This is a genomic window from Paraburkholderia silviterrae (assembly GCF_004353915.1).
Classification (GTDB): domain Bacteria; phylum Pseudomonadota; class Gammaproteobacteria; order Burkholderiales; family Burkholderiaceae; genus Paraburkholderia; species Paraburkholderia silviterrae.
Map to the genome: position 1 here is coordinate 235,211 of NZ_SMRP01000004.1, position 26,115 is coordinate 261,325.

Sequence of the window (26,115 nt, forward strand, 5' to 3'; positions counted from 1 at the left end):
ACCCGCCGAGGCGCCGCGCGTCTAGCGCCGGCGCCCTAAAAACGCGAGGCCGGAGATACCGGCGATGGTCGCGGCCACGCCGGCCGCGATCAGGGTCATCGTGCGGTCGGTGGGCGCGCCAGTGACGAGGCGCGAGACGTCATTCGAGAACGAGTGAAACGACTGGCCGCCGAAGTAGAGCAGCACGACGCCGCAGGCGATCAGCGCGAACGAAATCACTTTGACCATGAAGACCTCCCGGGGTATGACGAACGCCGCAGTGTAGGCGAGCGTCGCTTTGGCGTCCATCCGCGCATCCCACATGGTGGGCATCTGCAGGCGACGCGCGGATTGGCTACCATGACTGCCCGCGCCGCATGTGCATGTCGCCGGACCCTGTCACTCCCTCATTTCGTCGAGGATTCAAACGATGGCCTACGAAGCCGCTGCTGAACGCTATTCGGAGATGCAATACCGCTTTTGCGGCAAGTCGGGACTCAAGCTGCCGGCGCTGTCGCTCGGGCTGTGGCACAACTTTGGCGATACCACGCCGATCTCGACGCAGCGCGAAATCCTGCGCACCGCCTTCGATCTCGGCATCACGCACTTCGATCTCGCGAACAATTACGGCCCGCCCTACGGCAGCGCCGAAATCAATTTCGGCCGCATTTTCAGGGACGATTTCCGTCCTTACCGCGACGAGCTGCTGATCTCGTCGAAAGCCGGCTGGGACATGTGGCCGGGCCCCTATGGCCAGGGCGGCGGCTCGCGCAAGTACGTGCTCGCGAGTCTCGACCAGAGCTTGAAGCGCCTGGGCCTCGATTACGTCGACATTTTCTACTCGCACCGCTTCGACGTGGAGACGCCGCTGGAAGAGACCGCGGGCGCGCTCGCCATGGCGGTGCAGCAGGGCAAGGCGCTCTATGTGGGCATCTCGTCGTATTCGGCTGCGAAGACGCGCGAGATGGCGAAGCTGCTCGCCGAGTACAAGGTGCCGCTCTTGATCCATCAGCCGTCGTACAACATGCTCAACCGCTGGATCGAGCACGAGCTGCTCGACACGCTGGAGGATCTCGGCACGGGCAGCATCGCGTTCACGCCGCTCGCGCAGGGGCTGCTCACGAGCAAGTATCTGAATGGCGTGCCTGAAGACGCGCGCGTGAACCGTCCGGGCGGCGGCTCGCTCAAGAACGAGCACCTGAGCGCGCACAACATCGAGCACGTGCGCAAGCTCAACGAGCTCGCGCAGCGCCGCGGCCAGAGCCTCGCGCAGATGGCGATCGCGTGGACGCTGCGCGGCGGCCGCGTCACCTCCGCGCTGATCGGCGCGAGCCGTGCGGAGCAGGTGCGCGAGAACGTCGCCGCGCTGAAGAACCTCGAATTCTCGAAGGAGGAGCTCGCGGAAATCGACCGCTACGCGACCGAGGGCAGCGTGAACCTGTGGGAGAAACCGTCGACGGATCAGCGTATCTGACGACGCGCGCCTGCCTCGCTCCGCCGGCCACTGCTTCAGGAACCGCCTCGCTTCATGCGAGGCGGTTCTGTTTTCGGCGATGCGTTTTGTGTTGCGCAGCGGCGTACGCCGGCCGCCCTGGCCTCGCTTACCCGCGGCAGCGCCGCTTCATGTCGCTTAACCTCGCTTCACATCCCGCGGCGGCCTATTCGGAACGTCTTTGGCACGGCTTTCGCACGTCTTCGGCCTGTCACGCGGCGCTGCTAACGTCGCGGCAGTCTTTGCCGCGAGGAATGTCGATGGAGTCCACGAGCGCCGTTCGTCCCGTTGCTGCCGGGCCTGCTCAAGCCGTGCCGCAGCCCGTTGCGCAGGCGTTGCAACGCGCGCCCCATGTGGGCGCGAACGTTGCACTCATCGCTGTTGCCGGTTTGGCGCTCATCTATCAACTTTTCGGCTTGCCGTTGCTCTTGCGCGCGGCGGGTGGGCCGTCGTTTGCACTGCTCGCGTCGCTCGTGCCGGTCGTGCTGGCCACGCCGATCCATTGGGGCTTGATCCACGAGGGCATACACGGGCAGTTGCTCCCTTCGCGGCGCGCCAACGAAGCCGTTGCGCGCCTGCTCGCGATCGGCCTGGCGATACCGTTCGACGCCGTGCGTTTCGGACACCTGATGCATCACCGCTTCACGCGCGAGGCGTTCGATCGCCCCGATGTCGACGATGCGCGTGGCCCGCGCTGGCGGCGCCGGATCGCCTGGTACGTGCGGCTGCTGGGCGGGCTTTACGTGGCCGAGTTGCTCGTGCCGCTGCTGGCGTTCGTGCCGGCGCGCATGGCACGGGTGCTGGTCGAGCGAGGCGTGGGCACGCATGGCCGCGCGGGGCAGCATGTGCAGCGGCTATTCGCGAACCACGCCGCCGATCCCGTGAGACGCAGGCGCGCACGACGCGACGGGCTCTGCTCACTCGCGCTTTATGGGCTCGCTTTCTCGCTCTATGGGAAGGCCTGGCCGGTGCTGCTTGCCGCGATGTATTTGCGCGGGCTGTGGCTCTCGCTCGCCGACAACCTGCCGCATTACGGGGTGGCGCTCGACGAACCGGGCCGCGCGCGCGACTTTCGCGTGCCGCGCGGGATGGGCGTGATGCTCATGAATCATCATCTGCATCGGCAGCATCATCTGCATCCCACGCTGCCGTGGGTGCTGCTGCCCGCGCTCGCGTGTGCCGACGAGGGCGCGTCCGGACACGCGCGCATGCCCTATTGGTATGCGGCGCTGCGGCAGTTCAAGGGATTGCAGCCGGGTGTCGGGGTGCGTTCAAGCGTGCACTGAGGCGCGCGCGAACGGCACCGATGCGCGCCGGCGCCGTTCGGCGCGTGGCGCGCGACCGGCTGCGAACGCAGACGAATCGCGAATACGCGCGTGCTGCCGCTACATCAGCGCGGGCAGCGTTTCCACTAGCGCAACGGCACACATCGCACCGATCAGCGCGCCGATCACCCGCAGCGTGTTGTGCCTGAACTCGGTCGCGCACGGCACCGCGCCGAGGAAGAGCGCGCCGGCGAGGGCCATCGGGATGATCATCACGAAATCGCCGATCGTGAAATAACCTTCCATGCTCGTCTCCTGTGTCGACCGGAATAAGTACTTCAGCACTCACTCCAGCCCATTCGAGGCTGTCATATCGGCCACCGAAGACGCGGCGCGTGAAGTATGTCGTTATCGCGTGCTGTGCGCCGCTGCGGCTTCGGACCTCAATCGAGTATAGGAGAGCCTCACGAACAAGGCGGCCCGCGCGTGCCGCCGTGGTGCGAGTACCACGGTGCGCGGCCCCCGTCCGGCGGGGCTTTGAGGTGGGCGGCTGATGCGCTGCGCAAAACATTCGATTTCAGGAAAGGTTACGACTGCCTTTCTTTTGATGGCGCAAAGGCCATGACGCCAGGCGCGCCCTGATCAGATCGGATCACCGCGCAAATCCCCGGCGCAGATCCCGGCGCGGATGGCGGCGCAGATGACGACGCCCCGCAAGGCCACACGTCGAGCCTCAGGCCGCCCCGGCGCGCTCCCGTGCGCGCAGCATCCACGCCCCGGCCAGCCCCGCCACGAGCAGCACCGCAACGAGCCCGGTCACGCCGCCCCAGCCCCAACTGGCCCAGAAGTGCCCGCCGATCGACCCCACGATGCTCGAGCCCAGGTAGTACGCGAGCAAATAGAGCGCCGCGGCCTGGCCTTTCGCTTCGCGCGCGAGGCGTCCGACCCAGCCGCTCGCCACCGCGTGCCCCGCGAAAAAGCCGATGGTGAGGCAGCCGATGCCGGCCGCGATCATGCCGATCGAAGCGAACATCGTGAGCACGACGCCCACGAGCATCAACGCGATTGCGGCGATCAGCACGGGGGAGCGTCCGAACTTGTCGGCCATGCGGCCCGACCACGGCGAGGCGAGCACGCCGGTCAGATAGACGAGAAAGATCGCGCCGATGGCGGCCTGGCTCATGTTGTAGGGCGGCGCGATCAGCCGGTAGCCGATGTAGTTGTAGAGCGTGACGAAGCTGCCCATCAGCACGAAGCCGAGTGCGAACAGCACGGGCAGGCCCGGCCGTGCGAAATGGCGCATGAGCGCCGCACGGTGATGCGCGAAGCCAAGTCCGCTCTTGGGCGAGAAATGGCGCGAGGGCGGCAGGAGCGCACGGAACGCGAACATCGCGGCGAGCCCGAGCACGCCGATCACGGCAACAGCCACGCGCCAGCCGAGCAGATCGGTGCAGATGCCGGTGATCACGCGCCCCGCCATGCCGCCGATGGCCGTGCCGCCCACGTAGAGGCCCATCGAGAGGCCGAGGCCCTCGGGGTGCATCTCCTCGGCAAGCCAGGCCATGGCGACCGCGGGCACGCCGCCGAGCGCGATGCCTTCGAGCGTGCGCAGCACGAGCAGCGTGTGCCAGTGGGGCACGAACGCCACCGCGAGCGTGAGCAGCGACGAGACGGTGAGCGAGGCGGTCATCATGGCGCGCCGGCTCCAGCCTTCGGAGATGAAACCCGCCACGAAGATCGCGCAGGCGAGCGCCGCCGTGGTGAAGGAGAGCGAGAGGCTGCTCTGCGCGGGGCTCACGCCGAAGGCTTGCGAAAACGCGGGCAAGAGCGGCTGCACGCAATAGAGCAGCGAGAACGTGGCGTAGCCCGCGAACAGCAGCGCGAGGCTCGCGTGCCAGAAGGCGGGCGTGCCGCGCTCGATATAGGGAACGGCAGACGGGGTCGCGGAGGGTGAGGCGCTGGGCGTGGCGGTGTTTCGCCCGTCGCCCGGTGATGCAGTCACGACTAAAACTCCTCGCGGAAAAAAGCAAAGGCGCAACGATACGCCTTTCGCTCGATCCGTGCCGTGCCGCCTCCCGTCTCTCAGGGCGTTGCGCCGCCGCTCGCGGAAGGGGGCGGATGCACGAGCGCGTCGTCGGTGGGCAGCGCGGCCGTGCTCCAGCCGCCGCCCAGCGCCTTCACGAGCGCGACGCTTGCCGCGAGGCGGCGGCGCGCGATGCTCACGGCCTGGCGCTCGTTGGTGAGCGCCGTGGTTTGTGCGACCACCACGTCGAGATACGTGATCGCGCCGCTCTTGTAGCGGTTCTCGACGATCGCGAGCGTGCGTTTCGCGGCGTCCACCGCGCGGTCCTGCGCAATGGCTTCCTGTTCGAGCACGCGCAAGGCCGCGAGGTTGTCTTCGACCTGGCCGAACGCGTCGAGCACGGTCTCGCGATACATGGCGACGCTCTCGTCGTATTGCGCGCGCGCCTCGTCGCGCACGGCGGCGCGGCCGCCGAAGTCGAGCAGCGTGCCGGCGAGCGCGGGGCCGAGCGACCAGAAGCGCGCGGGCGCGACGAGCCATTGGCTGTAGCTGGTCGCCTCCAGCCCGCCCGTGACCGCGAGCATGAGGCTCGGGAAGAACGCGGCCTGCGCCACGCCCACCTGCGCATTCGCGGCGGCCACGCGGCGCTCGGCGGCGGCGATGTCCGGGCGCCGCTCCAGCAGCGTCGAGGGCACGCCGGGCGGCGCGACGAGCGCCTGTGCGGCAAGCGGGGCGCCGGGCAGCACGGGCAGCGCGAAGGTGGACGGCGATTGCCCCGTGAGAATCGCGATCGCGTGTTCGAGCTGTGCGCGCTGCACGCCCAGATCGATTGCCTGCGCTTCGGTGGTCTGCAATTGCGTCTGCGCCTGGCCGACGTCGGCGTCGGTGGCGATACCGCCGTCGTAGCGATGCTGCGTGAGCGCGAGCGATTCGCGGTAGGCGGCGAGCGTGTCGTCGAGGAGCTGGCGCTCGCGGTCGATGCCGCGCAGCTCGAAGTAGTCGGTCGCGAGCTCGGCCTGCATCGAGAGCAGCACGGCCTGCATGTCGGCGGCGCTTGCCTGGGCGCTGGCCTTCGCGCTTTCGACGCTGCGCGACACACGGCCCCAGACGTCGGGTTCCCAGCTGGCGTCGATGCCCACGAGGTAGTCGTTGAGCGTGAAGCCCGCGGTCGACTTGAACTCGATGTTCCTCGACGTGCGCGCGCGCGAGTAGTCCCCGCCCGCCGTGACCGTTGGGAAGAAGCTCGAGCGCTGCTGTGCGACGTTCGCACGCGCGGCGCGAAAGTGCGCCTGCGCGGCCTGCACGTTCTGGTTCGCGCGTTCGACCTGCGCTTCGAGCGCGTCCAGTTGCGCGTCGCCGTAGATCGACCACCAGGCGCCGCGCGGTGTGGAGTCGGCGGGTTGCGCGGGCGTCCAGCCAGTGCCTTCGAGCTCCTTGTACGTGGCGGCGATGCCGGCCTTCGGGCGCACGTAGTCGGGGCCGACCGTGCAGCCCGCGAGCGCGGCGCTCAGGGCGACGCAGAGCGCCACGCGGCGCAGCATGCTTTGCCGCGCAAGACGGTTCGAGCCGATGGCGCGCTTCATGGCGATGCGCCTCACGACGCCGCAGCGGCAGACGACGCGCCACGCGCCGCCGCGCCCGAGGGCGCGGCCGCCGAGGCTGGCGGGGCTGCAGGAGCCGCAGGAGCCGCAGAAGCCGCAGAAGTCGCAGAAGCCGCAGCCCCCGCCGCACCCTGCACGCCCGCTGGTTTTTCGACGATCCGCACCGGCGTCCCATCGACGATCGAATCCTGCGGATTCACGATCACGCGTTCGTTGCCGCTGAGACCCGCCACCACCGCCACGCGCGTGCCGAAATCGGTGCCGAGCGTGACCTCGACGAGCTTCACGCGCTCATCCGCGCCGACGGTCGCGACCTTCACGCCATCGGGACGGAACAGGAACGCGTTGCCCGGCAGCGTGAGCGGCGTGGCGTTGCCGTCGAGCGCGAAATGCACCTGCGCATAGGCGCCTGGCAGCAGATCGCCGTTGGGGTTATCGACGTCGACTTCCACGAGCATCGTGCGCTGCTGCGGATCGACCGCGCCCGCGGTGCGCGCGACCACGCCCGGGTAGCGCTTGCCTTGCGTCTCGTTGAGCGTGAGATACGCGTGCTGGTTGGGACGGATCTGCTGCGCGTAGGCCTGCGGAACATTCGCGTAGACGCGCAGGCGCTCGGCCTGCGCGACATGGAACAGCTCCTTTTGCTGCCCGCCCGAGCTGCCCGCGTCGATCAACGCGCCCACGTCGACGTTGCGCGCGGTGACGATGCCGTCGAACGGCGCCAACACCTTCTCGTATGACTGCAACTGCGAGAGCCGCGAGACGTTGAAGCGCGCCGCGTCGAGCGTCGCCTTCTTCGCGAGCATGTCGCCCACTTTCTCGTCGGCGTCCTGCTTCGCGACGGAACGGGTCTGGAGCATCTGCGTCCAGCGGTCGGCGGTTGTTTTCGCGAGCGCGTAGTTGGCTTCGGCGTTCGCGAGATCGGCGCGCGCGGCGCGCAGCTGGTCGTCGACTTCGGGCGCGTCGATTTCGGCGAGAAGCTGGCCCGCCTTCACATGCGCGCCGATATCGGCGTACCACTTGCGCAGATAGCCGTTGGTGCGCGCGTAGATGGGCGTGTCGAGAAACGCCTGCACGTTGCCGGGCAGCACGAGGTCGAGCGCGCGTGTGGAGCGCTGCGGCATGACGACTTGCACGCTCAGGGTGCTCGCGCGCGCAGCTTCCCGCTCGAGCGCCGCGTGCGCGTTGTGACGCGACCAGATGCCCTGCGCGGCGAGCGCGATCACCACGAGCGCCGCGAGCACGAGCGGCCAGCGGCGCTTCTTGCGCCCATTGTGGCCACCTTGCGGATCGCCCGGCGGCTGCGGCTGTGGAGGCGGCGGCGCGTCAGCGTGGCCAGGCTGCATGGCGGCTCCGCGTCGAAGGAGAAAAGAGAATCGTCGTCATGATTTGGGTACTACGTTTTCGATGGCGCGCTGGCGGTGCTCGCCGAGCTTGCGATACACGAGCGAGAACACCACGGGCACGAAGATGAGCGTCGCGAGCGTGCCCACCGCGAGCCCGCCGATCACGGCGCGCCCGAGCGGCGCGTTCTGCTCGCCGCCTTCGCCGAGACCGATGGCCATCGGCACCATGCCGATCACCATCGCGAGCGCCGTCATCAGCACCGGGCGAAAGCGCGTGAAGCCCGCCTCGATGGCGGCGCGCGCCGCGTCGCCGTGCTCGCGCAACTGCTCGCGCGCGAAGCTGATCACGAGAATCGAGTTCGCCGTGGCAATGCCGATGCACATGATGGCGCCCGTGAGCGCGGGAATCGAGAGCGTGGTGTGCGTGAGGAACAGCATCCAGACGATGCCCGCGAGGGCGCCTGGCAGCGCTGTGATGATGATGAACGGGTCGAGCCACGACTGGAAGTTCACGACGATCAAGAGGTACACGAGCGCAATGGCGAACACGAGGCCGCCCAACAATCCGGAGAACGAATTGTTCATCGTCTCGACTTGGCCGCGCAGGCGGATCGTCGAGCTTTTGGGCAAATCGGGCGTCGCGTCGCGAATGATCTTCTCGACATCGTCGGAGACCGCGCCGAGATCGCGGCCGTCCGCGCTGGCGTAGATGTCGATGGTGGTCTGCGCGTTGTAGTGTGTGAGCACCGCGTCGCCGGCCACGCGCCGCATGCTCGCGAGCGAGCCGAGGATATTGCTGCGCCCGTTCGCGGTGAGCGCAATGTTGGCGAGCGACTGCAGCGAATCGATCGTGTATTGCGGCGCTTCGGTGATGACGTTGTAGCTCACGCCGTTCATCGGGTTGAGCCAGAACGCGGGCGTGGTCTGCTGGCTGCCCGAGAGCGTGATGAGCAGATCGCTCGCCACGTCCTTCTGCGTGAAGCCCGCCTGCTGCGCGCGCGTGCGGTCCACGTCGATGAAGATGCGCGGCAGGTCGGCGGGCTGCTGGATGCGCGCGTCGGCAAGGCCCGGCACGCCGCGCAGCTTCATGAGCAGGCGCGCCGCGAAGGCGCGGTTGGCGTCCACGTCGCGGCCCACGATCTGCACGTCGATGGGCGCGGGCATGCCGAAGTTCAGCGTCTGGCTCACGATGTCGGCGGGCAGGAAGGCGAACTGGACGCCCGGGAATTCGTCGTTGAGCGTGCGGCGCAAGACGCGCACATAGCCGGCCGTGGGATGGTGGTCCTCGTTCAGCGAGATCAGCACGTCGGAGTCCGAGGTGCCGATCGTGCCGGTGTTGCTGTACGAGAGGTTGATGCCCGAAACCGGCAAGCCGATGTTGTCGATGATCGAATGCAGCTCGCGCGCAGGAATCAGCTGGCGGATGCGCTTGTCGATGCGGTCGGTGATGACGGCGGTCTCCTCCACGCGCGTGCCGGTTTTGGCGCGCAGGTGCAGCGCGATCGTGCCCGCATCCACTTGCGGAAAGAAGTCGCGGCCGAGAAACGGCAGCAACAGCAGCGAGGCGGCGCAGCACGCGAGAAACGCCGTCACGAACCACACCGGATGCGCCACCCGCGCCGCGAGAAACGCGCGATAGCGCACGCGCGTGCGCTCGAAGCCGCGCTCGAACGCGAGGTGAATGCGCATGAACGGATTGCGCGTGAGCGCGTGCATGTGATGCAGATCCGCAGGCTTGTGGTGATAGCGCAGCAGATACTTTGCGAGCGTGGGCACGAGCGTGCGCGAGAAGAAGTACGACGCGAGCATCGCGAACACCACGGCTTCGGCGAGCGGAATGAAGAGGTAGTGCGCCACGCCCGTGAGCATGAACATCGGCACGAACACGATGCAGATGGAGAGCGTGGAGACGAGCGTGGGAATGGCGATCTGCTGCGCGCCATCGAGAATCGCCTGCTCGAGCGTCTTGCCCTGTTCGAGCTGCTGGCTGATGTTCTCGATGGCAACCGTTGCGTCATCAACGAGTATGCCGACGGCGAGCGCAAGACCGCCGAGCGTCATGATGTTGATGGTCTCGCCGAGCGCCGCGAGCGCGATGATCGAAGTGATCATCGAAAGCGGAATGGAGATGGCGATGATGAGCGTCGCGCGCCAGTTGCCGAGAAAGAGCAGGATCATGAGGGCAGTGAGCGCGGCGGCGATGAGCGCCTCGCGCAGCACGCCTTGCACGGCCGCGCGCACGAACAGCGACTGGTCCGCGACCGGGTCGATGTTCATCGACGCGGGCACGAGATTGCGCAGCGTCGGCATCATCTCCTTGATGCGGTCGACGATCTCGAGCGTGGAGGTGTTGCCGCTCTTGTTGATCGTGAGGAGCGAGGCGCGCTGGCCGTTCACGCGCACGATATTCGTCTGCGGAATGAAGCCGTCGCGCACGTGCGCCACGTCGCGGATATAGATCGTGCCCGCCGCCGTGGTTTTCACAGGAATGTCGTTCAAGCCGGCTATGGTGTCCGGACTTGCATTCATCAGCACCGAATACTCGGCCGCGCCGATCTTGGCCGTCCCCGAGGGCAGGATGAGGTTCTGCGCGCTGATGGCGTCCACCACGTCCATCGGGGAGAGGTTGTGCTGCTGCAGCGCGCGCTGGTCGATGTCGACCATGATCTGCCGCTGCTTGCCCCCATAGGGCAGCGGCGCGGAGGCGCCCGGCACCGTGGCGAGCTGCGTCTTGAGGAAGTTGTTGCCGTAGTCGTACAGCTCCTGCTCGGTGAGCTGCGGCGAGGAGAGCGACAGGCGCAGGATCGGCACCGTCGACGCGTTGTAGCGCAGGATGAACGGCGGGTTGATGGCGGGCGGCAGCGAGCGCAATTGCGCCTGCGAGAGCGCCGTGACTTCGGCCAGCGCCTCCTGCACGTTGGCATGCGGCTGGAAGAAGATCTTCACGACCGTCACGCCGTTGAGCGAAGTGGACTCGGTGTGCTCGATGTCGTTGACGGCCACCGAAAGGCCGCGCTCGTAGTTGATGGCGATGCGTTGCGACATCTCGTCGGCGGGCAGGCCCGTGTAGGTCCAGATGACCGAGAGCACGGGAATGTCGATGTTCGGGAAGATGTCCGTGGGCGTGCGCTGAATCGTCAGCGGGCCGACGATCAGGAGCAGGAGCGCCAGCACGACGAACGTGTAGGGGCGCTTGAGTGCGAGCCGGACGATCCACATGAACGGGAAGATTCCTTCGCTTGTGCTGCCTGGGGTGGCGTGCGCCGCGCGAGGACGCCGGCGCATGCCGCCGTGGCCCCGGGCGGCGATGTTATTGCCGGTATCAGTGCGCAGTGATCGCGCTGTTAATGGATCAGGCGATGATGCGTGCTTCCAGGCACGCGTTGTTTGTCCCCTTGCTTTTTTCCGCTCCTGCCGCTTGCCTTGCTTCGGCAGGACTATAGCCCCTGCACGCAATAGTCAGAGTACTTTTGCCGATGGCGCTCCACAAGCGCGGGGCGGGGGGTGTTTACCATCTGCTACAGTCAGGATTTCGCTGGTTGACTGGGGCGTATGAGATGCCCCCCTATTTTTTGCTTTGCGCATGCCGCCGAAATGTGGCAACAATGCGTAAACCGGTCGGGTCCGAAGCGCGCCAGCGGGCAGCGGAGAAGAAGCAGTGAAGAGGTAGTGAAGCGAGGCAGCGACTCGCCGGAGCAGGTTGGATGTGTGCGCAACATCGAATGCGCACCGGTTTTTATCAGCACATTGACTGGCTTTTTCCTGCGGGGAAGCCGGCACTGGAATGGGAACGGGGAAACATCATGCAAGTCGGTTCTATCGTCCGCACCGTACATATCGCTGTGCCTCATGGCGCGCGCGGTATTGTGATGCGCATTCTCGGCGACATGGCCATGGTCACCTGGTACGTCGGGGAGCCTGGCGCGTCGAGGCAACTCAATACCGAACCCTTTTTTCTGGTAGACCTGATAGACACGGGCGAGCACGTCATGCCCGCCGGCGCGAACCTGCATTGAACGCGCCCCGAATCTGGCCTGAATTCGCAACGAGTTTGACCTGAACTCCCCGCCGCGGCCCGCACGATGCACAATGCGGAGATGAACGATCCAACCACACTTGCATCGGGCGAGCCGTCCGCGCCCACGCCGGGCAGCGGCGATCCGCCGGACACCGGCGCGGCCGCACCTTACGCCCGCCTCACGCCCGAATGCGTGCTCGACGCCGTCGACGGCGTTCTGATGCCCACAGGCCGCCGCACCGACGGCCGCATGCTCGCGCTCAACAGCTACGAAAACCGCGTCTACCAGATTGGCGTAGAAGACGAAACGCCACTCGTCGCGAAGTTCTATCGTCCCGGGCGCTGGAGCAACGAGGCGATTCTCGAGGAGCATGCATTCGTGGCCGAGCTCGCCGCGCGCGAGATTCCCGCCGTGCCCGCGCTCGTGTTGGAAGGCCGCACGCTGCACGAGCACGAAGGCTATCGCTTCGCGCTCTTCGAGCGGCGCGGCGGCCGCGCGCCCGAGCTCGACCGCAGCGACACGCTCGAATGGCTCGGGCGCTTCATCGGCCGCATTCATGCGGTGGGCGCAACCGAGCCGTACCCCACACGCCCGTCGATCGACATCGAGAGCTATGGCTACGAGCCGCGCGCGTACCTGCTCGAACACGGTTTCGTGCCCGCCGACGTGCGCGACGCCTGGCAGGCCGTCGTCGCGCTCGCGCTGCAGGGCGTGGAAGTGGCGTTCGAGCGCGCGGGCGACGTGCGCAAGCTGCGCCTGCACGGCGATTGCCACCCGAGCAACGTGCTCTGGACCGATGCGGGCCCGCACTTCGTCGACTTCGACGACAGCCGCATGGGTCCCGCTATCCAGGATTTGTGGCTGCTGCTGCCGGGCGAGCGCGCGGACGCCTCGCGCGCGCTCGCCGATCTGCTCGCGGGCTACGAGGACTTCTGCGAATTCGATCCGCGCGAACTGCATTTGATCGAGGCGCTGCGCACGCTGCGGCTCATTCACTATTCGGCGTGGCTCGCGCGGCGCTGGAGCGATCCTGCGTTCCCGGCGGCGTTCCCATGGTTCAACACGCAGCGCTATTGGGAAGAGCGCATTCTCGAATTGCGCGAGCAGATTGGCGCGATGCAGGAAGGGCCGCTCTGGCCGGTTTGAGCGGAGCGCTTTTCGCACGCCGCGTCGCAGGTGTACGGCGCGGGAAACATCAAGGCGGCGTGCGCGGCGCCGATGCCAGTGGTTCTTCGACGTCGTGGGCGCTGCCCGGTTGCTCCGTCACGCCAGGCCCCGGTTTCGCAATGGGCTTGACGATCAGCGGGGCGCGCAGGTCGCGCGCCATGGTCTCGAAGGTGGGGCGCATCTGCATGAAGTCGGCGGGCGTGCAGACGTCGCTCGCAAAATGCGTGCGGCCCGTGCGCGTCACGCGCAGCACGTTCGCATTCGTATCGAGCGTGTACTGTGAGCTGTAGTCGAGCAGCGCATTCCCGGCGCGCTGCGGCGAAGGCATGTCGAGCACGCGCAGCCCCGGCGGTAGCTGGATGCGCGTGCGCTCGGTCACGGCCACGTTGCGGCAGACGAACGGCTGGGTGCGGCGCGGCTCGCCCAGCCAGTAGCGCAGATTCGCGTCGAGCCCGCCCACGAGGCTCGTGAGCGTGGGCACGGGCGTTGTCATCCGCGGGTCGACGAAACCGTCCAGCGTGCCCGTGAGTGTCACCACGAGCGGCCCCGAGGTCGCGTCGAGCGGGCTCGACGCGAGCAGGGCATTGCCGCGCAGGTTCGCATTGCGCAGCTCCCATTGCAGTGATTCCTCGCGCTGCGCGGGCGTTTGCAGGCGCAGCACGCTGCGCGTCTGCTCCGCGGCCCAGCCTTCGGACTGCAGACGATAGATGAAGCGCGCCGAGCCGTCGGGGGCGACAGTGATGTCGAGATCGCTGTCGCGCGCGGTCATCTCGGTGGCGGGCGTGCGCATGAGCGTGCCGTCGCCGGCGAGCACCGTCTCGCGGTCCATGTCGGTCGAGGGTAGATAGCCGAACTCGACGTTGTTCGCTGTGGAGTCCGCGAAGAGCTGGAGCTCGGGCAGCCAGGTGATGACGTGATTGATCACGCCGAATCCCGGCACCGAAGGCAGCGTGTAGATCGTGCCGCTGTTCACGAGCGCGGGCACGTTGCGCACGCCCACGGCGTCTAGCAACGCGCCATAGAGCGCGACATGATCCTTGCAGTCTCCATAGCGGTTTGCGAGCACCTCGGTTACGCGGTGCGGCACGATCTCGCCGCGTCCGACATTGACGGCCACATAGCGGATGCCGCGGCGCACCCAGTCGTAAAGCGTTTGCGCCTTCGCGCGCGTGGTTGCATCGTGTGCGGTGAGCGTCTGCGCGAGCTGCACGATGGCCGCGTCGCGCGCGCTCGGGTCGGCGGCCGCCTCGCGGTAGACCTTCGCGAATGCCGCGTAGTCCGGAAAGGTCGAGACCATCAGCCGGTCTCCGTAGCTTACATAGGAAACCGAACCATATTCGAGGCGTGCGAAATTCGCCTTGTCGTAGCGGTATTCGTAGCGCGTTCGGCCGTTCGCCGTAACGGGCTTGAGCGCGGTGAAGCCGCGTGCGTCGGCGAAGAGCGGGACCTCCGCGGGCAGGTCGTAGATCACGCGGAAATTGTGCGTCGGCGCCATGTCGGGTGGCGTGAAGTCGCTGAACCAGCCGGGCACGAGCGGCACGTGCTGGGTCTTGCGCCACGTGAGATGCACGCGCGCGCCGGGCTCCACGGCCGGGAACACGATGACCTTGTCCTGCACGTCCTGGAACATCGGGGCATCGAAGGAGCGGACTTCCTGCACGTCGCGAATCTGCTCGGGCTGCACGTCGTGGCGCTGGCCCTGGGCGTCCTCGGTCCACGCCTGCAGGACGTCCACGTGTGCCATGCCGCGGTTGAACCAGACATAGTACTGGCCCGCGCGCGCGATGCCCGCTTCGGTATTGATGCGCAGGGTGAGCGCATCGACCTTGGTATAGGAGCCGTCCGCGTTGACGGTGAACGTCTGCGTCTCCGACTCATTGGTGTACGGCGCCTGGTCGGCGGCGACGCCGGCTGTGGCCTCGGCGGTCTCAATGGAGGCGGGCATCCCCGCCGCATGCGAGCCGAAGGCCGGGCCGAGAATTGCGATGCAAAGGACGAGGACGTGACGCATGGCGGCGTTCCGTGAGCGGCGCTACGGTTATAAGAACGGCTCTCGCAGGGAAAATCGGCGCAATCCTCCACTTAAAAGTCATGCTTTTCCCTTGTCTAGCGGGTCCCCCACATAGCGGTGCAGATGGCCCTTCGGGACGCGTTTGCGCCGCGGTTTCGGCCGCTTTTTCTCCATGCGTTTGCCCAGTTGCTGGATGGGCTGCGCTTCGTCTTCTACGTATGTAATAATAACCATTCTCATTTGTAAGGTGGCGCTGACGCAGGCTGTGCGCGGCGCTCATCCCTGTTCGAATTGGCGCGTGTCGGCGCGGCCTGGGTAGGGCCCTCGCGACGCTTGCGCGCCGAGCCTGGAGCCGTGCCTTGAACGCCCGTCTTGACGAGTCTCTGATCGAATCCCCGAGCGCCGAAGCTGGCGATGACGTTCGCGTCGAACCCTTGCGCCGCGCCGGCCAGCCCCTCGCTGCCGCCGATCTCGCCGCAAGGCGCCAGCGCTCGCGCCGCGCGAACTTCATCAAGTGGCTGCGCAAGGTGCATGGCTGGGTGGGGCTGTGGGGCGCCGTGCTGGGGCTGCTGTTCGGCGTGACGGGCTTTTTGCTCAATCATCGCGCGGGGCCGCTGCAGATCTCCACGGGCACGCCCCAAGTCACGCAGATGCAGCTCGCGCTGCCCGCCGAGCGTCCCGCCACGCCCGAGGCGCTCGCGCAGTGGCTCCAGCGCGAATTGTCGTTCGACGGCAAGCCGGGCAAGATCCGCCGCGAGCGCGCGCATCCGGTGGCGTGGGGCGAGCGCAACGTCGTGCAGCCCGAGTCCTGGCAGTTCGCGTTGATGGGGCCGCGCCAGAGCGTCGCCGTGGAGTACTGGGTGGGCAATAGCACGGTCGCCGTGCGCCGCACGCAGAGCGCATTTCTCGCGACGCTGAGCAATCTCCATCGCGGCGTGGGCATGGGCATCGGCTGGGTGCTGCTCATGGACACCATCGCGGGCAGCCTCATCCTGCTTTCGCTGACCGGTGTGCTGCTGTGGACCGAGCTCAATCGGCGCCGCACCACAGGCGTGGTGCTCGTGGCGGGCTCGGTGGCGGCGGCACTTGCGCTCGGGTTGCACCAGGGCCTGTTATTAGCGTGAACAGGCCCTGGCCCGCTTCCTTGCGCGCGCAACCGGTGATCGGGTTCGCCTGTGCGCACCGCGCACGAGGGCACGAGAAGCCCGAGGAAGCCCGGGACGGGCACAGCGCGGGTTCGCGGCGCGCCTGAAGCGGCGAGGACGTGGTCAGACGCGTAGCGTTGCGCCTGCGGCGTCGAGGCCGCAGGACACCCTCAGCACCCGTCCGGCACCTTCAGACATCAGACGTCGCAGCTCGACCCGACGCTCGCGGCCTGTTCGCGCGCGGCCTTGGCGCCTTCGACCTGAAGCAGGGTGGGCAGCGAAACGCCGTTCTTCGCCGCCGTGACTTCGGCCAGGATCGACACGGCGATCTCGGGCGGCGTGCGGCTGCCGATATAGATGCCCACCGGCCCGTGCAGGCGCGCGAGCTCGGCATCGCTCAGATCGAACTCCTTGAGCCGCTCGCGCCGCGCCGCGTTGTTGCGCCGCGAGCCGAGCGCGCCCACGTAGAACGCACGCGTCTTGAGCGCTTCCATGAGCGCGAGGTCGTCGAGCTTCGGGTCGTGCGTGAGCGCGATCACGGCGCAGCGCTCGTCGAGCTTCATGTCGAGCACGGTGTCGTCGGGCATGGTGCGCACGAGCGCGGTGCCGGGCACGTCCCATGTGTCGGTGTATTCCTCGCGCGGGTCGCACACCGTCACCTGATAGTCGAGCCCCACGGCGATCTGGCACAGGTAGTGCGAGAGCTGCCCCGCGCCGATCACGAGCATGCGGTAGCGCGGGCCGTGGATCGTGAGCAGGCGCGTGTCGTCGAAGTCCACGCCATCGGTGGCGCTCGCGGGGCCGAGCGTGGCCTTGCCGCTCGCGATGTCGAGCGTGCGCGCGACCAGCTCGCCGCGCTCGACTGCTTCCAGCAGCGCGTGGATGCCCGAAGCCTCGGTGAGCGGCTCCAGCACGAGCTGGATGGTGCCGCCGCAGGGCAGTCCGAAGCGATGCGCCTCTTCCGCCGTGATGCCGTACTTGACGGCCTCGGGCTTGACGATGCCGATGCCTTCGCGGCGCACGCGCTCGATCAGGTCGTCTTCGATGCAGCCGCCCGAGACCGAGCCCACCACGAGGCCGTCGTCGCGCACGACGAGCATCGCGCCCTCCGGACGCGGCGACGAGCCCCACGTCTTCACCACCGTCACCAGCAGGGCGCGGTGGCCTTCTTCGAGCCAGCGAACGCTGGATTTCAGGACTTCGAGATCCACGCTGTCCATGATCGTTTCCTCTTTTGCGGTTCATCGCCGCCGGCGCCTTCGGCGTCGCTGGCGGCTTGTGTTTCAGATGGCTCTTGCTGCGCTTCGGCGCCTGGCTCAGCGATGCCCCCGGCTTGCGCGCCCCCACCGAGCTGCTCGGTGAAGCGCTTGAAGAATTCGGCGGCGATCTTGCGCGCCGCGCCGTCCACGAGCCGCGAGCCGATCTGCGCGAGCTTGCCGCCCACCTGGGCGCTGGCCGTGTAGCTGAGCGTGGTTGCGTCCTCGCCCGCCGGTTCGAGCATCACGCGCGCGTCGCCCTTGCCGAAGCCTGCCGCGCCGCCCTGGCCCTCGAACTGGATCGTGTAGCTGCGTGGCGCGTCGATGTCGGCGAGCTGCATGCGGCCCTTAAAGCGCGCCTTCACGGGCCCGACAGCGGCGGTGAGGGCGACAGCATACGCGTTCTCGCCATCGGCATCGATGCTCTCGCAGCCCGGAATGCACACCTTGAGTATCGCCGTGTCGTTGAGGGCTTCCCACGCGCGCTGCTGCGGCACTGGCAGCGTGTGGGTTTCGGTCAGCTCCATCGTGTCGCTCCTTGTGTTGATCCCTGCGTCGGTCTCTGCGTCGTTGGAGAGGGTTTGGCCGAATGCGTCGACAAAAGCGACGAATTCGGGCGCGAACGGCCGGGCGATGCGTCTTGCAGGCTGCGGCCGAACGCTTCCAGGCTCTCCAGGTTGTGAACGGGGTAATGCGCGTCGACGTGCGGCAGCATTGCCTGCACGCCGCGTGCCTTCGCCTCGAAACCGCGGTAGCGCAACAGCGGATTGAGCCACACCACGCGATGCGCGAAGCGGTGCAGCCGCGCCATTTCCTCGGCCAGCGCGCTGCCCGGGTCGTGATCGAGGCCGTCGGTGACCATCAGCACCGTGGCGCGGCCGCCGAGCACGCGGCGCGCCCAGCGCCGGTTGAACTGCGCGAGCGTCTCGCCAATACGCGTGCCGCCCGACCAGTCCGCCACCTGGGTGGCGAGCTGGGCGAGCGCGACATCGGGGTCGCGTTCGCGCAGCGCGCGCGTGGCGTGCGTGAGGCGCGTGCCGAACAGGAACACCTGCAAGCGCTCGCGCGATTGCAGCAGCGCATGGCAGAAGTAGAGCACGGCTCGCGAATAGCTGCTCATCGACCCGGAGATGTCGAGCAGCAGCACGAGCGGCACGCGGCGCTCGACGCACGCGCGGTACTTCCAGACGGTCCAGTCGCCGCCCGCGCGCACGGCGTGGCGCGCGCTCGCGCGCAAATCGGCGTGCGTGCCGTGCGACGACGCCTTCAGGCGCCGCGTGCGCTCGGTCGCGAGCGGCAGGCGCCGCGCGCGGATCAAGTGGCGCAGCGTGCGCCATTCGTCGGCGGAAAGGGTGTCGAAGTCGCGATGGCGCAGGCGCTCTTCAGCGCTGAAGCTCGCATGCGCGCGCAGTTCGTGCTCCTCGTGCGCGGGCGGCGTCTGCGCGCCCGCGCGTGAGGCTGCGCGCGCCGCGAGCGCATCGGCGAGGCGATTGTTGCGGCGCGGCGGCGGCAGGGCGCCTTGCACTTTCGGCAGCAGCAGCGCGCGCAGCTTGCCCTCCCAGTCTGGATCGCGCCAGAACAGCTCGAACGCGGCGTGAAAGAGCTCGCGCTCGTCGGGCGCGGCGGTGAGCAAGGCGGCCAGCGCGGCGCGCACGTCGTCGCGGCGCGTGAGGTCGATGAAGCTCAGCGCTTCGAGCGCATCCACGGCGCGCGCGCTCGACATCGGCAAACCCGCGCCGCGCAGCACGCGCACGAAATGCACGACGTTGCGCGCGAACATCGGCGGCAGCGTGTCCGGGGCGTGCGGTTCGCGTTCGTCGCGTTGGTCGCTTTCGTGGCGTTGGTCGCGTGCTTCGCGTGCATCGCATGTGTCACTTGTCTCGCGTGCCACGCGCGGGGCGTGCGCCCGCAGCGCTTCGCGCGCTTGCTGCGCTTCGTGAGGGCGGTTCGGCGCGTGCGGCATCGGCGTCACTCCGCGAGCGCGAGCGTCTGCGCGATCCGCTGCGGATCGAGCTGCGCGAGGTCGTCCTGATACTTGAGCAGCACCCCGAGCGTGTCCTGCACCGACTGCGGGTCGAGCTCGGTGACCGAAAGCGCGGCGAGCGCGCGGCACCAGTCGATCGTCTCGGCGATGCCGGGCGCCTTGTACAGATCCATCGTGCGCAGTTGATGCACGAACGCGACGGCGCGGCGCTGCAGCTCGGCGCCGGTCTCGGGCGCGCGCGCCGCGACGATGGCAAGCTCCCGCGCGCGCTCGGGGTAGCCGAGCCATTGATAGAGGCAGCGCCGCTTGAGCGCGTCGTGCACCTCGCGCGTGCGGTTGGAGGTGATGACGACGAGCGGCGGCACGCTCGCGCGCACCGTGCCGTACTCGGGAATCGATACCTGGAAGTCCGAAAGAAGCTCGAGCAGGAAGGCTTCGAACGGCTCGTCGGCGCGGTCGATCTCGTCGATCAGGAGCACGCGGCGCGCGCCGGGATGATGCGGGTCCGGTTGCAGCGCCTGCAGCAGCGGGCGCTTGAGGAGGAATTCGTCGCGATAAAGCGTGTCGCCGCGCGGCTTCTCGCCGGCGGCTTCGGCCAGACGCAGCGCCATGATCTGGCGCGGATAGTCCCACTCGTAGAGCGCGCTCGCCGTATCGAGCCCCTCGTAGCACTGCAGGCGCAGGAGCGTGGTGCCGGCAAGCGCCGCCGCCGCCTTCGCCAGCTCGGTCTTGCCCACACCCGGCTCGCCTTCGAGAAACAGCGGGCGCTCCATCTTGAGCGCGAGAAACAACGCCGTGGCCAGTTCGCGGCTCGCGAAATAGCCTTGCGCTTCGAGCTGCGAGAGCGTGTCGTCGATCGTGGCGGGGAGCATGGCGGGCCTGAAAATAGGGCTAGAAGTGCTGGCAAGAAGGGCGGAAGAAAAAACGCCGATGAGAAGCCTCGGTGCGTACCGCAGCCAAATGGCGATGGCAAAAAGCGCCTGCGCGGCGGCAATACGCAGTCAGCCCGCAGTCGGCCGCTCGCACCGCGCGTGATGCCGGGCGCGGCGCGAGCGGCCGTGAACAGCGAGTCTAGCCGAGCGCCTTCGTCACCGCCCGCGCCGCCAGCACCGGAATCAGGTGCGCGCGGTACGCTGCGCTCGCGTGCAGGTCGGTGTTGAGCTCGTCCGGCGCGATGCTCACCGCACGCGCCGCGGCGGGCGTGAAGCTCGCCTTGAGCGCATCTTCGAGCGCCGTCGCGCGGAACACCGAAGACGCCGCCCCGGTGATCGCCACGCGCACAGAGCTATCCGCGAACTGCGCCACAAACACGCCCGTCAACGCGAAATGCGAGGCCGGGTTGTGGAACTTCTCGTAGGCGGCGCGCTGTGGCACGGGAAACTCGACCGCGACGATCAGCTCGTCGGGCTCGAGCGCGGTCTCGTACATGCCGAGGAAGAAGTCGTCGGCGGCAATGCGGCGGCGGTCCGTCACGACCGTGGCGTTCAGGCCGAGCACGGCGGCCGGGTAGTCGGCGGCGGGGTCGTCGTTGGCGAGCGAGCCGCCCAGCGTGCCGAGCGCGCGCACCTGGCGGTCGCCGATGCCGGCGGCCAATTGGGCGAGCGCCGGCAGCGAGGCCTGGATCTGCGCGTTTGCCGCCACGTCGGCGTGGCAGACCGCGGCGCCGATCTTCACCACCTTGCCGTCCACCTGCACGGCCTTGAGCTCGGGAATGCGCGTGACGTCCACGAGCGTCGAAGGCTGCGCGAGCCGCAGCTTCATCGCCGCGAGCAGGCTCTGGCCGCCCGCGAGGAATTTGGCGTCGGGGTCGGCGCCAAGCGTCTTCACTGCGCCTTGCGCGTCGCTGGCGCGCTGGTAATCGAATGCATACATGGTGCGCCTCCGCTCAAGGTTGTTGTGATGCCGGCGTGGACTGGGCGGCCTGGATCGCTTGCCAGACACGATGCGGGGTGGCCGGCATCTGCAGGTCCTTCACGCCGAGCGGCGCGAGAGCGTCGAGGATCGCGTTGATGACGGCGGGCGGCGAGCCGATCGCGCCCGCCTCGCCGCAGCCCTTCACGCCAAGCGGATTGTGCGTGCACGGTGTGCCCTTCGCGGTCTCCACGGTGAACGACGGCACATCGCAGGCGTGCGGCATCGCGTAGTCCATGTACGAGCCCGAGAGCAACTGGCCGCTGTCCTTGTCGTAGATGCACTGCTCCAGCAAGGCCTGGCCGATCCCCTGGCCAAGCCCGCCGTGCACCTGGCCTTCGACGATCATCGGATTGATGACGTTGCCGAAGTCGTCCACGGCCGTGAAGCGGTCGATGCGTGTCTCTCCGGTGTCGGGATCGACTTCCAGCTCGCAGATATACGCGCCCGCCGGGTAGGTAAAGTTGGTGGGGTCGTAGAACGCGCTTTCGTCGAGGCCCGGCTCGAGCGTTTCGAGCGGATAGTTGTGCGGCACGTAGGCCGAGAGCGCGATTTCGGCGAAGGTCTTGGTGCGGTCGGTGCCCGCGACGCGAAACACGCCATCGGCGAATTCGATGTCTTCCACGCCCGCTTCGAGCATGTGCGCGGCGATCTTCTTCGCTTTGGCTTCGATCTTGTCGAGCGCCTTCATGATGGCCGAGCCGCCCACCGCGATCGAGCGCGAGCCATAGGTGCCCATCCCGAACGGAATGCGCGCGGTGTCGCCGTGCACGATTTCGATCTGCTCGATGGGCACGCCCAGACGCTCCGACACCACCTGCGCGAAGGTCGTCTCGTGGCCCTGGCCGTGGCTGTGCGAGCCCGTGAAGACGGTGACCGAGCCGGTGGGATTCACGCGGATTTCGCCCGCTTCGAAGAGGCCCGCGCGCGCGCCCAGCGCCCCGGCGATATTCGACGGCGCGAGGCCGCACGCCTCGATGTAGCACGAGTGGCCGAGGCCGCGCAGTTTCCCTTGAGCCTTCGATGCGTCGCGCCGCGCCGGGTAGCCCTGCACGTCGGCGAGTTCGAGCGCGCGCGCGAGGCACGCCTCGTAGTCGCCGATGTCATAAGTGAGGCCCACGGGCGTCGCGTAGGGGAAGCTCGTGATGAAGTTGCGGCGGCGGATTTCGGCCGGGTCGATGTTCATTTCGCGCGCGGCGGTCTCCACAAGCCGCTCGACCACGTAGGTCGCCTCGGGGCGGCCCGCGCCGCGATACGCGTCCACGGGCACCGTGTTCGTGAACACGGCCTTCACTTCGGCGTAGATCGCAGGCGTGGTGTACTGGCCCGCGAGCAGCGTCGCGTAGAGGATGGTGGGCACGCTCGAAGCGAAGGTCGAGAGATACGCGCCCATGTTCGCCGTGGTGTGCACGCGCATGGCGAGGAACTTGCCGTCCTTGTCGAGGGCGAGCTCGGCCTTTGTCACGTGGTCGCGGCCATGGGCGTCGGAGACGAACGACTCGCTGCGCTCGGCCGTCCACTTCACCGGGCGGCCAATCTTCTTCGCGGCCCAGGTGAGCGCCACATCTTCGGCGTACAGAAAGATCTTCGAGCCGAAGCCGCCGCCCACGTCGGGCGCGACGATGCGCAGCTTCGTCTCCGGCAGCCCGAGCACGAACGCGGCCATGAGCAGCCGCTCGACGTGCGGATTCTGGTTCGACACGTAGACGGTGTAGCCGTCGTCGTGGCGGCTGTAGCTCGCGTTCACGGCGCGCGGCTCGATCGCGTTCGGAATGAGCCGGTTGTTCACGATATCGAGCGTCGTGACGTGCGCGGCAGTGGCGAAGGCGGCGTCGGTGGCGGCCTTGTCGCCGTGGCCCCACGTGTAGCAGGTGTTGTCCGGCACGCCGTCGTGGACGAGCGCCTGGCCCGCGTCGGCGGCATGTGCGGTGTCGACGGTGGCGGGCAGCTCCTCGTAGTCGACTTCGACGAGCTCGGCGGCGTCCTTCGCTTCTTTCAGCGATTCGGCGATTACGAGCGCGACCTGGTCGCCCACGTGGCGCGCTTTCTCGTGCGCGATCACCGGATGCGGCGGCTCGTGCATGGGCGTGCCGTCGATGCTGTGGATGAGCCACCCGCAGGGCAGGCCGCCCACGTTATCGGCGGCGAGGTCTGCGCCGGTGAAGACGGCCACCACGCCGGGCGCGACCTTGGCCGCGTTGGTGTCGACGCTCTTGATGCGCGCGTGCGCATGCGGCGAGCGCACGAACACGGCATACGTCTGTGCGGGCAGGACGACGTCGTCGGTGTACTGGCCCGCGCCGGTGAGGAAGCGATAGTCTTCCTTGCGCTTGACCGAGGCGCCGATCATGCGGGGCGTTTGGGAGTCGGGTGCGTTCATGGCGTCTCTCCCTTACGCTGCCGATGTGGCTGGCGTGGCCGGTAGAGCCGAACCGGAGCGCATGCCTTCGGCGCCCGCGAGCACGGCCTTCACGATGTTGTGATAGCCCGTGCAGCGGCACAGATTGCCGTCGAGGCCCGCGCGCACATCGGCTTCGGTGAGTTCTGGCTTTTCGGCGGCGAGCGCCGCGGCGCTCATCACCATGCCGGGTGTGCAGAAGCCGCATTGCAAGCCATGGCATTCGCGGAAGGCCGCCTGCATGGGATGAAGTGCGCCGTTCCCGGAAGTCGCCGCGAGCCCTTCGATCGTCGTCACGTCCATGCCCTCGCACTGCACGGCGAGCTGGTTGCACGACTTGACCGCGCGGCCATTGAGGTGGACGGTGCACGCGCCGCACTGCGCGGTGTCGCAGCCGACGTGCGTGCCGGTGAGGCGCAACTGCTCGCGCAGGAACTGGACTAGAAGCGTGTGGGGTTCGACTTCGGCGGTCACGGGCTTGCCGTTGACCGTCAGGCTGAGACTGATCGCCATTGACTGTCTCCTCTTGGCCAGAGTTCGAGCGCCGCGCGTCGTGCTCTGGACCCATGCAAAGTGATGGTAGGGACCGGCCTGGGCCCGCATTCATCCATTGCCCCGCATTTGCCGCCTGCTGTCTATCGCCCAGAGCGCGTCGCGCGGCTGGCGCGAAGCGTCTGCCGCGCGCGATGGCGGGCAGGCTGGACGGAAACGGGGACGAGGGTCCGGCTGGTGCTTTGCTTGTTCAGTGATGCCTGGGTGATGCTGGGTGATGCTGGGTGTTGCCTGGTATTGCCTGAATCCAGGCGTGAAGCTGCGTATTTCCTGGAAATTGCGAGGTGCCGCGACAACAATGCCCGAACAGTAAAGCACACTTTGCCGATTCGCGCTGCGCGGGCTTATCCCCGATTTTTAAGCGATTTTTAGCCGTATTTCGACGGCCGCGCGCCATGTGAAACGGCCCGCGCCGGAGACCGGGGCGGGCCGTTGCAGTGCAGCGAACCGGGCTGCCGGGCGTGCCATGAAGCGCGCCGCGAGTCGTGCAGAAAAGCGTGCAGAAAAGCGCGCGGCGGGCGCGCTGTGCGAGAACGCCTCAGTGCTCGTGCGGATGACGCCCGAGGTGCGAATGATGGCGAGAGTAGAGGAAGTAGATCGACAGGCCGATCAGCAGCCACACCACGAACGCGACCCACGTGATCCACGCGAGATTGAGCATCAGGAACAGGCACGAGGCCACCGCGAGGATCGGCACGACCGGGACACCCGGGCAGCGGAACGCGCGCGGCAGATCGGGGTGCGTGCGGCGCAGGACGAGCACGGCGATCGAGACCATCGAGAACGCGGCGAGCGTGCCGATGTTGATGAGCTCGGCGAGCACGTTCAGCGGCACGAGCGCGCCGATCATGCCAAAGAAGATGCCGACGAGCCAGGTGGTGAAGAACGGCGTGGCGTAGCGCGGATGGACCTTCGAGAGCTTTGCGGGCAAGAGGCCGTCACGCGACATGGCGAAGATGATGCGGGTCTGGCCGTAGCTCATCACGAGAATCACGGTGAGCATGCCGAGCACGGCGCCAAGGTCGATGAAGCCGGCGACCCATTTCTCGCCGGCCACCTGCAGGGCGTACGAAACGGGGTGGGCGATGCCGGCGAACTGCTGCCAGGGGACGATGCCCGTGACGACGGCCGCGACGGCCACATACAGCACCGCGCAGACGATGAGCGACGCGATGATGCCCACAGGCAGGTCGCGCTTCGGATCCTTGACCTCTTCGGCCGCCGAGGAGACCGAGTCGAAGCCAATGAACGCGAAGAACATCACGGCGGCGGCGCCGAACACGCCGTTCCAGCCGTGCGGCATGAACGGGTGCCAATTCTCGGGCGTCACGTGGAAGGCGCCCACGGCGATCACGAGCAGCACGACCGTGACCTTGATCGCGACCATGACGTTGTTGATGCGCGTGGATTCGCGCACGCCAATGGAGAGCAGCGCCGTGATGACCATCATCACGAGGAAGGCGGGCAGGTTGAAGAGCGTGAACGCGCCGGGCACGGCGCCGGGCGCGGCCGTGAGGGCCGTGGGCAGCGAAATGCCGAAGCCGGAGAGCAGCGACTGCAGATAGCCCGACCAGCCCACCGAGACGGCCGAGGTGGCGAGTCCGTACTCGAGCATCAGGTCCCAGCCGATGATCCACGCCACCAGCTCGCCGAGCGTGGCGTACGAGTAGGTGTAGATCGAGCCCGCCACGGGAATGGTCGAGGCGAACTCGGCGTAGGCGAGGGCGGCGAAGCAACAGGCCACGGCGGCGATGAGGAACGAGAGCATCAGCGCGGGGCCGGCCTGCACGGCGCCGGTGCCGGTCAGCACGAAAATGCCGGTGCCGATGATCGCGCCGACGCCGAGAAAGGTGAGGTCCAGTGCGCCGAGGGCCTTCTTCAGGCCGGCGCCCTGGGCGCTCGCCTGCAGCATGTGTTCGACGTTCTTTTTGCGAAAGAGGGACATTGGGCGGGGGACTCCAGGTAA

At 67.6% G+C, this 26,115-nt stretch carries 21 protein-coding genes; 6 read left to right on the forward strand and 15 right to left on the reverse strand.

The annotated features are described in order from the left end of the window. Positions 1 to 21 precede the first annotated feature (21 nt). A complete protein-coding gene (locus tag EYW47_RS11440; protein ID WP_133195119.1) occupies positions 22 to 228 on the reverse strand; it encodes a DUF3185 family protein in 207 nt (68 codons plus the stop codon). Positions 229 to 409: 181 nt separating this feature from the next. Between EYW47_RS11440 and mgrA the strand changes: the two genes are divergently transcribed. Together mgrA and EYW47_RS11450 are read left to right on the forward strand one after the other, a co-directional pair. Further along, positions 410 to 1,453: an L-glyceraldehyde 3-phosphate reductase gene (gene mgrA, locus EYW47_RS11445; protein WP_133194955.1), complete on the forward strand. Its 1,044-nt coding sequence runs from the start codon at positions 410 to 412 to the stop codon at positions 1,451 to 1,453. A 278-nt stretch (positions 1,454 to 1,731) separates the two neighbouring features. Beyond that, positions 1,732 to 2,757 carry a fatty acid desaturase family protein gene (locus EYW47_RS11450; RefSeq protein WP_133194956.1) on the forward strand — a complete coding sequence of 342 codons (1,026 nt, stop codon included), beginning with the start codon at positions 1,732 to 1,734 and terminating at the stop codon, positions 2,755 to 2,757. A gap of 99 nt (positions 2,758 to 2,856) precedes the next feature. On the opposite strand, the gene EYW47_RS11455 is transcribed toward EYW47_RS11450, so the two are convergent. The 5 genes from EYW47_RS11455 to EYW47_RS11475 form a co-directional block, all read right to left on the reverse strand. Then, entirely contained in the window at positions 2,857 to 3,042 is a 186-nt protein-coding gene (locus tag EYW47_RS11455) for a hypothetical protein (protein WP_133194957.1), read from the reverse strand. Between the two features lie 427 nt (positions 3,043 to 3,469). Further along, the gene (locus EYW47_RS11460; RefSeq protein ID WP_133194958.1) at positions 3,470 to 4,738 is read right to left on the reverse strand and encodes an MFS transporter; all 1,269 of its coding nucleotides are present in this window, start codon (positions 4,736 to 4,738) and stop codon (positions 3,470 to 3,472) included. A gap of 80 nt (positions 4,739 to 4,818) precedes the next feature. After that, positions 4,819 to 6,300: an efflux transporter outer membrane subunit gene (locus EYW47_RS11465; protein WP_377785269.1), complete on the reverse strand. Its 1,482-nt coding sequence runs from the start codon at positions 6,298 to 6,300 to the stop codon at positions 4,819 to 4,821. Positions 6,301 to 6,353: 53 nt separating this feature from the next. Continuing rightward, positions 6,354 to 7,706 carry an efflux RND transporter periplasmic adaptor subunit gene (locus EYW47_RS11470; RefSeq protein ID WP_133194960.1) on the reverse strand — a complete coding sequence of 451 codons (1,353 nt, stop codon included), beginning with the start codon at positions 7,704 to 7,706 and terminating at the stop codon, positions 6,354 to 6,356. A 36-nt stretch (positions 7,707 to 7,742) separates the two neighbouring features. After that, complete coding sequence (locus EYW47_RS11475) at positions 7,743 to 10,925, reverse strand: efflux RND transporter permease subunit (RefSeq protein WP_133194961.1); 3,183 nt, start codon at positions 10,923 to 10,925, stop codon at positions 7,743 to 7,745. A gap of 584 nt (positions 10,926 to 11,509) precedes the next feature. On the opposite strand from EYW47_RS11475, the gene EYW47_RS11480 reads away from it, so the two are divergent. Beyond that, a complete protein-coding gene (locus tag EYW47_RS11480; RefSeq protein WP_133195120.1) occupies positions 11,510 to 11,722 on the forward strand; it encodes a hypothetical protein in 213 nt (70 codons plus the stop codon). 81 nt (positions 11,723 to 11,803) lie between these two features. Continuing rightward, positions 11,804 to 12,871: a serine/threonine protein kinase gene (locus EYW47_RS11485; protein WP_133194962.1), complete on the forward strand. Its 1,068-nt coding sequence runs from the start codon at positions 11,804 to 11,806 to the stop codon at positions 12,869 to 12,871. A gap of 49 nt (positions 12,872 to 12,920) precedes the next feature. Here EYW47_RS11485 and EYW47_RS11490 read toward each other — a convergent pair whose 3' ends face one another. Beyond that, positions 12,921 to 14,903, reverse strand: a complete 1,983-nt coding sequence (locus EYW47_RS11490; RefSeq protein WP_133194963.1) for a DUF3857 domain-containing transglutaminase family protein — start codon at positions 14,901 to 14,903, stop codon at positions 12,921 to 12,923. A gap of 434 nt (positions 14,904 to 15,337) precedes the next feature. Here EYW47_RS11490 and EYW47_RS11495 point away from each other — a divergent pair, with 434 nt between their 5' ends. Further along, positions 15,338 to 16,027, forward strand: coding sequence for a PepSY-associated TM helix domain-containing protein (locus EYW47_RS11495; RefSeq protein WP_240763659.1), 690 nt, complete (start codon positions 15,338 to 15,340; stop codon positions 16,025 to 16,027). Between the two features lie 218 nt (positions 16,028 to 16,245). Here EYW47_RS11495 and EYW47_RS11500 read toward each other — a convergent pair whose 3' ends face one another. The 4 genes from EYW47_RS11500 to EYW47_RS11515 all read right to left on the reverse strand — a co-directional run bounded on the left by EYW47_RS11500 (position 16,246) and on the right by EYW47_RS11515 (position 20,160). Beyond that, on the reverse strand, positions 16,246 to 17,268 hold the full coding sequence (locus EYW47_RS11500; protein ID WP_133194965.1) for an XdhC family protein: 1,023 nt from the start codon (positions 17,266 to 17,268) through the stop codon (positions 16,246 to 16,248). Continuing rightward, on the reverse strand, positions 17,241 to 17,831 hold the full coding sequence (locus EYW47_RS11505; protein WP_133194966.1) for an SRPBCC family protein: 591 nt from the start codon (positions 17,829 to 17,831) through the stop codon (positions 17,241 to 17,243). Before EYW47_RS11505 ends, EYW47_RS11500 begins: the two co-directional genes overlap by 28 nt. Further along, the gene (locus EYW47_RS11510; RefSeq protein ID WP_133195121.1) at positions 17,822 to 19,084 is read right to left on the reverse strand and encodes a vWA domain-containing protein; all 1,263 of its coding nucleotides are present in this window, start codon (positions 19,082 to 19,084) and stop codon (positions 17,822 to 17,824) included. The genes EYW47_RS11505 and EYW47_RS11510 overlap by 10 nt, the downstream gene beginning before the upstream one ends. Before the next feature lie 188 nt (positions 19,085 to 19,272). Beyond that, positions 19,273 to 20,160 carry an AAA family ATPase gene (locus tag EYW47_RS11515; RefSeq protein ID WP_133194967.1) on the reverse strand — a complete coding sequence of 296 codons (888 nt, stop codon included), beginning with the start codon at positions 20,158 to 20,160 and terminating at the stop codon, positions 19,273 to 19,275. Between EYW47_RS11515 and EYW47_RS40835 the strand changes: the two genes are divergently transcribed. Then, a complete protein-coding gene (locus tag EYW47_RS40835; RefSeq protein WP_165976534.1) occupies positions 20,159 to 20,323 on the forward strand; it encodes a hypothetical protein in 165 nt (54 codons plus the stop codon). The genes EYW47_RS11515 and EYW47_RS40835 overlap by 2 nt on opposite strands. Before the next feature lie 36 nt (positions 20,324 to 20,359). On the opposite strand, the gene EYW47_RS11520 is transcribed toward EYW47_RS40835, so the two are convergent. The 4 genes from EYW47_RS11520 to EYW47_RS11535 form a co-directional block, all read right to left on the reverse strand. Further along, a complete protein-coding gene (locus EYW47_RS11520) occupies positions 20,360 to 21,160 on the reverse strand; it encodes an FAD binding domain-containing protein (protein ID WP_133194968.1) in 801 nt (266 codons plus the stop codon). A 13-nt stretch (positions 21,161 to 21,173) separates the two neighbouring features. Next, entirely contained in the window at positions 21,174 to 23,579 is a 2,406-nt protein-coding gene (locus EYW47_RS11525) for a xanthine dehydrogenase family protein molybdopterin-binding subunit (RefSeq protein WP_133194969.1), read from the reverse strand. Between the two features lie 12 nt (positions 23,580 to 23,591). Then, positions 23,592 to 24,110, reverse strand: coding sequence for a (2Fe-2S)-binding protein (locus EYW47_RS11530; RefSeq protein WP_133194970.1), 519 nt, complete (start codon positions 24,108 to 24,110; stop codon positions 23,592 to 23,594). Between the two features lie 577 nt (positions 24,111 to 24,687). Further along, a complete protein-coding gene (locus EYW47_RS11535) occupies positions 24,688 to 26,094 on the reverse strand; it encodes a branched-chain amino acid transporter BcaP (protein WP_133194971.1) in 1,407 nt (468 codons plus the stop codon). Between the last annotated feature and the right edge of the window lie 21 nt (positions 26,095 to 26,115).

Coding starts and splice junctions, on each gene's coding strand:
- EYW47_RS11440 (WP_133195119.1), bottom strand. CDS start 228: ATGGTCAAAGTGATTTCGTTCGCGCTGATCGCCTGCGGCGTCGTGCTG.
- mgrA (WP_133194955.1), top strand. CDS start 410: ATGGCCTACGAAGCCGCTGCTGAACGCTATTCGGAGATGCAATACCGC.
- EYW47_RS11450 (WP_133194956.1), top strand. CDS start 1,732: ATGGAGTCCACGAGCGCCGTTCGTCCCGTTGCTGCCGGGCCTGCTCAA.
- EYW47_RS11455 (WP_133194957.1), bottom strand. CDS start 3,042: ATGGAAGGTTATTTCACGATCGGCGATTTCGTGATGATCATCCCGATG.
- EYW47_RS11465 (WP_377785269.1), bottom strand. CDS start 6,300: ATGCTGCGCCGCGTGGCGCTCTGCGTCGCCCTGAGCGCCGCGCTCGCG.
- EYW47_RS11470 (WP_133194960.1), bottom strand. CDS start 7,706: ATGCAGCCTGGCCACGCTGACGCGCCGCCGCCTCCACAGCCGCAGCCG.
- EYW47_RS11475 (WP_133194961.1), bottom strand. CDS start 10,925: ATGTGGATCGTCCGGCTCGCACTCAAGCGCCCCTACACGTTCGTCGTG.
- EYW47_RS11480 (WP_133195120.1), top strand. CDS start 11,510: ATGCAAGTCGGTTCTATCGTCCGCACCGTACATATCGCTGTGCCTCAT.
- EYW47_RS11485 (WP_133194962.1), top strand. CDS start 11,804: ATGAACGATCCAACCACACTTGCATCGGGCGAGCCGTCCGCGCCCACG.
- EYW47_RS11490 (WP_133194963.1), bottom strand. CDS start 14,903: ATGCGTCACGTCCTCGTCCTTTGCATCGCAATTCTCGGCCCGGCCTTC.
- EYW47_RS11500 (WP_133194965.1), bottom strand. CDS start 17,268: ATGGACAGCGTGGATCTCGAAGTCCTGAAATCCAGCGTTCGCTGGCTC.
- EYW47_RS11505 (WP_133194966.1), bottom strand. CDS start 17,831: ATGGAGCTGACCGAAACCCACACGCTGCCAGTGCCGCAGCAGCGCGCG.
- EYW47_RS11510 (WP_133195121.1), bottom strand. CDS start 19,084: ATGTTCGCGCGCAACGTCGTGCATTTCGTGCGCGTGCTGCGCGGCGCG.
- EYW47_RS40835 (WP_165976534.1), top strand. CDS start 20,159: ATGGCGGGCCTGAAAATAGGGCTAGAAGTGCTGGCAAGAAGGGCGGAA.
- EYW47_RS11515 (WP_133194967.1), bottom strand. CDS start 20,160: ATGCTCCCCGCCACGATCGACGACACGCTCTCGCAGCTCGAAGCGCAA.
- EYW47_RS11520 (WP_133194968.1), bottom strand. CDS start 21,160: ATGTATGCATTCGATTACCAGCGCGCCAGCGACGCGCAAGGCGCAGTG.
- EYW47_RS11525 (WP_133194969.1), bottom strand. CDS start 23,579: ATGAACGCACCCGACTCCCAAACGCCCCGCATGATCGGCGCCTCGGTC.
- EYW47_RS11530 (WP_133194970.1), bottom strand. CDS start 24,110: ATGGCGATCAGTCTCAGCCTGACGGTCAACGGCAAGCCCGTGACCGCC.
- EYW47_RS11535 (WP_133194971.1), bottom strand. CDS start 26,094: ATGTCCCTCTTTCGCAAAAAGAACGTCGAACACATGCTGCAGGCGAGC.